Annotated in this window: 8 protein-coding genes; 4 read left to right on the forward strand and 4 right to left on the reverse strand. The window is 68.4% G+C overall.

What is annotated here, in order from left to right; all coding sequences use genetic code 11:
- Window positions 1–227 precede the first annotated feature (227 nt).
- Together EST92_RS30520 and EST92_RS30525 are read left to right on the forward strand one after the other, a co-directional pair.
- Entirely contained in the window at window positions 228–713 is a 486-nt protein-coding gene (locus EST92_RS30520; RefSeq protein ID WP_129283911.1) for a hypothetical protein, read from the forward strand.
- A gap of 70 nt (window positions 714–783) precedes the next feature.
- Window positions 784–1,575 carry a hypothetical protein gene (locus EST92_RS30525; protein ID WP_129283912.1) on the forward strand — a complete coding sequence of 264 codons (792 nt, stop codon included), beginning with the start codon at window positions 784–786 and terminating at the stop codon, window positions 1,573–1,575.
- Between the two features lie 11 nt (window positions 1,576–1,586).
- Here EST92_RS30525 and EST92_RS30530 read toward each other — a convergent pair whose 3' ends face one another.
- Window positions 1,587–2,069 carry an ATP-binding protein gene (locus EST92_RS30530; protein WP_129283913.1) on the reverse strand — a complete coding sequence of 161 codons (483 nt, stop codon included), beginning with the start codon at window positions 2,067–2,069 and terminating at the stop codon, window positions 1,587–1,589.
- 154 nt (window positions 2,070–2,223) lie between these two features.
- Here EST92_RS30530 and EST92_RS30535 point away from each other — a divergent pair, with 154 nt between their 5' ends.
- Window positions 2,224–3,054 carry a helix-turn-helix transcriptional regulator gene (locus EST92_RS30535; RefSeq protein WP_254069166.1) on the forward strand — a complete coding sequence of 277 codons (831 nt, stop codon included), beginning with the start codon at window positions 2,224–2,226 and terminating at the stop codon, window positions 3,052–3,054.
- Window positions 3,051–3,308 (forward strand): DUF397 domain-containing protein, encoded by a 258-nt coding sequence (locus EST92_RS30540; RefSeq protein ID WP_129283915.1) that lies wholly within the window; start codon window positions 3,051–3,053, stop codon window positions 3,306–3,308. Before EST92_RS30535 ends, EST92_RS30540 begins: the two co-directional genes overlap by 4 nt.
- A gap of 11 nt (window positions 3,309–3,319) precedes the next feature.
- Here EST92_RS30540 and EST92_RS30545 read toward each other — a convergent pair whose 3' ends face one another.
- The 3 genes from EST92_RS30545 to EST92_RS30555 all read right to left on the reverse strand — a co-directional run.
- Window positions 3,320–4,432, reverse strand: a complete 1,113-nt coding sequence (locus EST92_RS30545) for a hypothetical protein (protein WP_129283916.1) — start codon at window positions 4,430–4,432, stop codon at window positions 3,320–3,322.
- Window positions 4,433–4,678: 246 nt separating this feature from the next.
- Window positions 4,679–5,749 carry a LacI family DNA-binding transcriptional regulator gene (locus tag EST92_RS30550; protein ID WP_129283917.1) on the reverse strand — a complete coding sequence of 357 codons (1,071 nt, stop codon included), beginning with the start codon at window positions 5,747–5,749 and terminating at the stop codon, window positions 4,679–4,681.
- A partial coding sequence (locus EST92_RS30555; RefSeq protein ID WP_129283918.1) for a DUF3459 domain-containing protein occupies window positions 5,734–6,252 on the reverse strand: 519 nt, incomplete at its 5' end. The genes EST92_RS30555 and EST92_RS30550, both read right to left, overlap by 16 nt.

The following is a 6,252-nucleotide window of genomic DNA, read 5'->3' on the forward strand; positions in this document are numbered from 1 at the left end:
TGCAATGTCTTGCGTAAGGTCTTGCACCTCCGAATCGTCGCGGCTAGAACCATGACCCATGTCCTTCACCCCACGCCCCCACGCCCCCACGCCCCTACGCCCAACTCACCACATCTGCACACACCTTGAGATTCATCTCAAGATTCAAAACAATTGTGCGGAGTCGGGTGGCGTGGTTGGATTCGTCGCGGCGCGCCATGTACGCGACCAAACTAGGGGGAATCATCGTGAAGATCCGTATCGGCGGAGCATCGGCCGTGCTGGCCGTTCTGCTGGCCGCCGCTTCGACCATGCCGGCCCATGCCGACGACCACAGCAAGCCGGCACACAGCTACCAGGCGATCGACGCCCAAGGCGTCCAAGCCCCGCACGGCTTCCTGACCAAGGGCGACTACGCCCACTTCTCACACACCGTGCGGAACACGGTCAACGCGCACGGCTGGTGGAAGAAGATCGACGGCCCGGCGACACACGCCAAGATCACCATCTGGCTGCAGGTCGAAACGTCCCACGGGTGGAAGACTCTCGACAAGGGAGTCAAGACCGTTCCGCCGGGCGGCGGAAGCAACAAGCGGGCGGTCGCCAACTGGAAGTGCACCAACCTGATCGCGAAGAACCACTTCCGTACGGTGGTTGACGCGGACATCGTCGGCTATCCGGACAGCCCCGAGAAGCTCGTGACCAAGACGCAGACGCTGTACTGCGGCATCTAGCACCGGCCGCGCTCGGAAGCCGGTCGGGTACAGAAAGGCCCTTGGCGTGTACTACGAGACGCTTGTTGCCTTGCACGGAGTACTCGACCGGTATCCGTGGACGTCGCACCTCACCTGCGAGGACACCGGAAGCGAACTGTACGACCTGGCCATGCGCAGGTCGGAGGCCTACGGCTGGTACTCCACCGGCGGTTGGACCTACAAGTACCAGGGCTGGGGCGAGGCCCGTATCGTCCAGGACCCGGGGCGCTGGGCCGACTGCCTGGCCGGTGGGGACTGGACGCAGGACGGTCGGGTCCGGGAGCTGGCATGGATGTCGGCGGACATCCCGAACGATGTCCGGGAGCCGCGACTCCCCGTCCTTCACGTGGCGCGCATCCTGTCGGACGCGATGAACCGGCTCGGGCGCGTCCGGTTCACCGGGCTGCATGCCGTCCTCCCGCTGCACGAGCTCGTCGGTGATGCCTCCGACGACCTGGAGGCGATGCGGAAGTGGTTCGCTCTCGCCGACCCGTCCGCGTCGGTGCCGGTGAGCGTCACCGCCGCTACCGGCCAGGCGGGGTGGGGCAAGGAGACGGCCGTGCGCGACGCCGTCCGGGAGCGACTCGGTGACCTCGCGGAAGTCGACGTCGCCGCCGGTCGGCTCGATCTGTCCGGCATGGCGGACGTGGACGGCGAGCACGGCTACAACAAGGGCCGCGAGCGGGGCGTGATGCGGTTCGCCTGCCGGGCGCCGGAGTGGTCTCCGGATGTCGCCGTGTGGCTGGTCGAGGTCGTCGGCGATGCGTTGCGCGCGGTCGGATGCGCGGAGCAGGTGGTGGTCACCGCCTCGCTGGCCTCCCCGCCCGACGCTCGCCCCTGAGCGTCCGGCCGTCACGCCTCATCCCCACGCCAGAGGTCCAGTTCGGCATGGATGATCTTGCCGACCGGCTGCCGGTCGAGGACGCCCCAGCGGGACGCGAGCGCGGTCACGAGGACCAGCCCACGGCCGGCCTCGGAGTCCGGCGGTGGCGGCGCTAAGGCCCCGGGGTCCGGCGGACGCTTCTCCGTACGGGTGTCGGCGACCTCGATCCGGAGGGTGCCCGGACGGTCGGAGCCGGGCAGTTCCCTCAGGCGCAGTTCGAAGTCACGGCCGGGTACGCGGCCGTGGATCACGGCGTTGGCGGCGAGTTCGCCGACGATCAGGCCGACGGAGTCGGATACCTCACCGCCGTAGGGGAAGCCCCAGGCGTCGAGTTGCTGCACGGCGAGCCGCCGGGCGAGCCGGGCGCCGCGGCGGGTGGCACTGAAGCGCTGGCTGAACACACGTACGGTGACCGCGAGATGGTCCGCCGAAGGGGAGACGTGGACTGGCATGCCCCTACGGTGCCGCCCGTTTCTGCCGCATGACCAGGACCCTGGCCCGTACGGAGGGTCAGCGTACGGGCACAGGGGGTGGACAGTACACGTAACGGAGCGTAACCATGGGTGGGTTGGGCGGAAGCCGGACGAGCGCATGGAGGTGCGGGACATGACCGGCGGTACGGGCAGCGGTGAACCGGAATCCACTGACAGCCTCAAGACATTCGGGGCCGTGGTCAAGGCTTTTCGGGAACGGGCGGGGCTGACGCAGGAGGGCTTGGCCCCGCTGGTGCGGTTCTCGCCGCAGACCGTGGCCTCGATCGAGCAGGGGCGACGGCTGCCGCCACCCGATTTCATCGAGCGGGCGGAGGAGGTGCTGGATGCGTTCGGGGTATTACGGGCGGCGGCCATCCATCTGGCGCGGAAGCCGGGGATTGCGGCGTGGTTCCGGCAGTGGGCGGCGTTGGAGGAGCAGGCGATCAGTCTTTACACGTACGAATGCCGGTTGATTCCAGGGCTGTTGCAGAGCGAGGCATACGCGCGAGCCCTGTTCACGGAGCAGCTTCCGCCGCTGAACGACCACCAGATCGAGACACAGTGGGCGGCGCGGGCAGAACGCCAGCGGCTGCTGCGGGAGCGACCGAACACGGCGTACAGCTTCATCCTGGAGGAGCATCTGTTCCTGCGGCGTACGGGAGGAGTGGAGGTCGCCCGGGAACTCATCGACCACATCTTGCAGGTCGCCGAGGCGCGGAACGTGGAGATCCAGGTCATGCCGCTCGTGCGGGAGACTCACGCCGGGTTGGCAGGCCCCATGCAGCTGCTGGAGACCCCAGAGAACCAGTGGTTCGCCTACAACGAGGGCCAACGAGGTGGCCTGTTCATTTCCGACCCGAAAGAGGTCAGCGTCCTCCAGATGCGGTATGCCAGGATGCGCTCGCAGGCTCTCTCCCTTGATGACTCCTTGAGCCTGCTGAAGCAGATGCGAGGAGCGCTATGAACACCACCGATCTGGCTTGGTTCAAAAGCAGCTACAGCAGCAGCGGCGACGGCGACTGCATCGAAGTAGCCCTCTCCTGGCGGAAGTCCAGCTACAGCAGTGGGGGCGACGGTGACTGCATCGAGATAGCCCCCTCCCCCACCACCATCCACATCCGCGATTCCAAGGACAAGGACGGGCCGCGGCTCGCCGTACCGGCGCGGGCCTGGGCGGCGTTCGTTGCGTACGCCGCCCAGGCAGGGGCTGCTCGCTGACCCGGTCACTCCTACTCCTGGTACTTGAAGTAGGTGACGGAGGTGCTGGACTGGGGAGACTGGACGTAGACCCGGGCGGGAATGGCGACCAGTTGCTCCTGGCCCACGTTGTCATCGAGGATCTTGTGATTGACCTTGCGGGCGATGATCCAGCCGATGTAGTACGCGCCGTCGCGCCGGCCTTGCAGACTCCCCTTCTTGTCGCTCGGGAACTCGACCTCGGTTTGATCCTTCTGTGAGGTCATCACCTTGTTGGTGGTGGTGGAGGAGTAGCTGTAGGTGAAGCTGACCTCACCACTGACCTCTGGCGCCGCTCCCCCCTTGTCTCCCGCGGGAGTGCTGGTGACCTTGGTCGTAAGCTTGCCACCCGCCGACCAGCCTGAGGTCGTGCTGTCCTCCTCCGTGCTCTGCGTCTCGACCGAGTATGTCTTCTTCCCCCCGCCTGCGATGCCGGAGCCGCCATCCACCTTGGGGTACTTGGAGCCGTCCTTCTTGTCGAGCTTGCCGACGAAGACGCACGGATTCGCCTTGGCGGCATTCTGCGGCGGCTCGTCGGCGTATTTGGGCATCTTGCCCGCGCAGTAGTCCTCGGCGGGGCCCTCGGTGCCCTTCGCAAAGAGCTTGTCGTCGTTGGTGTCCTTGGTGACGAAGGGATCGGTGAGGGTCGAATCCGCCAGCTGCTTGGCCACTTCCCGCAAAGGCGCGGGGTGGTTCGTCGTGTCCTCCGCGTACTTCTTCGCCGCCGCCTTGGCGTCCACGACCGCCTGCTTGGCGTCGTACTGGGCCTGCACATCGTCCTTGTAGACGGGCATGACCTTGTTGTCCTTGTCCCGGTCGATGCCCTTGGGGTAGCCCATCACGCTCTCGGACTGCTCGATGGGCGCATACCCGCGCACCGGGTTCCCATCCTTGTCCTTCAGCCCATCCGTCCCCTCCATCCTGGCGACGATGTCCTGCTCCGACCCGTACACCTTGTCCTTGTCGATCTTTGGGGCGTCGGCAGCCGCGGCCGGTGGCGCAGTGCCCACCAAGGGAGCCGTGACAGCTATGGCCGCGGCCAGCATCACGGCCCTTCTGATCTTCCGGCTGGACCCTGCGCGCAGGGAGGAGGCTGAATTCGTCATGGCGTGACTCCCTATTTCCCGAACACTGCTTATGCCCGGCTTGCCCCGCCGGTTTCAGCCATTCGAGACACGGCAGCGGCCCGGTGTCGACGCCCCGGCCACAACTCTGTGGTCGAGCCCGCGCACCCCACGGGGAGCCACAACACCGCCCCCGCCCTACCACGAGACGTGCAGGGGTGAACCACGGTTTAAGCAGGTCAGAGCCGTCGTGGTCGCTGCGGCGCCATCGCGGCCATGAGCCGGAGGTCAGGTCCCGGCCGGGCCCGTCGATCCCCGTACGACGAGTTCCGGCTGGAAGATGAACTCGGTGCGCCGGACCGGGGCTCCCCGTCCCTGGGCGCGCTCGTGGATCTCCTCGATGAGGGCGCCGACCGCGGCGGTCGCCATCGCCTGGACCGGCTGGCGGACGGTGGTCAGCGGCGGGTCGGTGAAGGCGATCAGCTGGGAGTCGTCGAAGCCGATGACCGAGACATCGCCGGGGACGTCCAGACCCCGCTGGCGGGCCGCGCGGACGACGCCCAGCGCCATCAGGTCGCTGCCGCAGACGATGCCGGTGCAGTCCTGGTCGTCGAGCAGTGCGGCAGCAGCCGCGTGGCCGCCCTCGACGCTGAACAGGGTGTGCTGGACGCGTCGTTCGGCCTGCCCCCTCGACAGGCCGAACGACTCCTCCAGCGCCGCCGCGAAGCCCTCGGCCTTGCGGCGGGAGGGCACGTAGCGGGCCGGGCCGACGGCGAGCCCGATCCGCTCGTGCCCCAGCTCGGCGAGGTGGCGTACCGCCATCCGGGCCGCCGCGCCGTCGTCGGGTGAGACGAACGGCGCGTCGATGCGGTCGTTGTAGCCGTTGATCAGGACGAACGGGACGCCGCAGGACGCCAGCCGGGCGTAGCGGGTGGGGTCGGCGCGGGTGTCCGCGTGCAGCCCCGACAGGAACACGATGCCGGTGACGCCGCGCTCCTCCAGCTGCTCGACGAGTTCGTCCTCGGTGGCGCCGCCCGGCATCTGGGTGCAAAGCACCGGGGTGTAGCCGTGGCCGGCCAGTGACTGCTCGATGATCTGGGCGAAGGCCGGGAAGATCGGGTTGGTGAGTTCCGGGATGACGAGGCCGACCAGGCCCGCGCTGCGGCGGCGTAACCGTACGGGACGCTCGTAGCCGAGCACGTCGAGCGCGGCGAGCACCCGCTGCCGGGTGCTCGCCGCGACGCCCGCCCTGCCGTTCAGGACCCGGCTGACGGTGGCCTCGCTGACCCGCGCCTGGCCGGCGATGTCGGAGAGCCGGGGGGTGGCATGGGCGTCGGGCAGGGTCACTCCTGCCACCAGACGGTGGTGTCGGCGGGCAACAGCACGAAGTCGGCGTCAGAGAGCTCCAGTTGACGGGAGGAGAGGAGGATCCGGGTGCCGGGGGCGGCGAGGCGGACCGGAGCCTGGGTCGTGTTGACCGTGCAGACCAGGCCGCCGGGGCGGCGGAAGGCCACGACACCCTCGGGGGCGTCCAGCCACTCCACCGACTCGCCCGCGCCCAAGGCGGGATGTGTCCGTCGTAGGGACAGGGCGGTGCGGTACAGCTCCAGGGTCGAGTCCGGGTCGCCGGTCTGGGCCTCGACGGTGAGCGCGGCCCAGTCGGCGGGCTGCGGGAGCCAGCTGCCGCCGGTGCCGAAGCCGTACGGGGCCGTGTCGCCGCTCCACGGGAGCGGCACCCGGCAGCCGTCGCGCAGGCCCTCCTGGCCCGCGGCCCGGAAGAAGGAGGGGTCCTGGCGGACCTCGTCGGGCAGGTCGGTGACCTCGGGCAGGCCCAGTTCCTCGCCCTGGTAGAGGTAGGCGGA

It is taken from the genome of Streptomyces sp. TM32, assembly GCF_004122755.1.
In the GTDB taxonomy this organism is placed as follows: Bacteria; Actinomycetota; Actinomycetes; order Streptomycetales; family Streptomycetaceae; genus Streptomyces; species Streptomyces sioyaensis.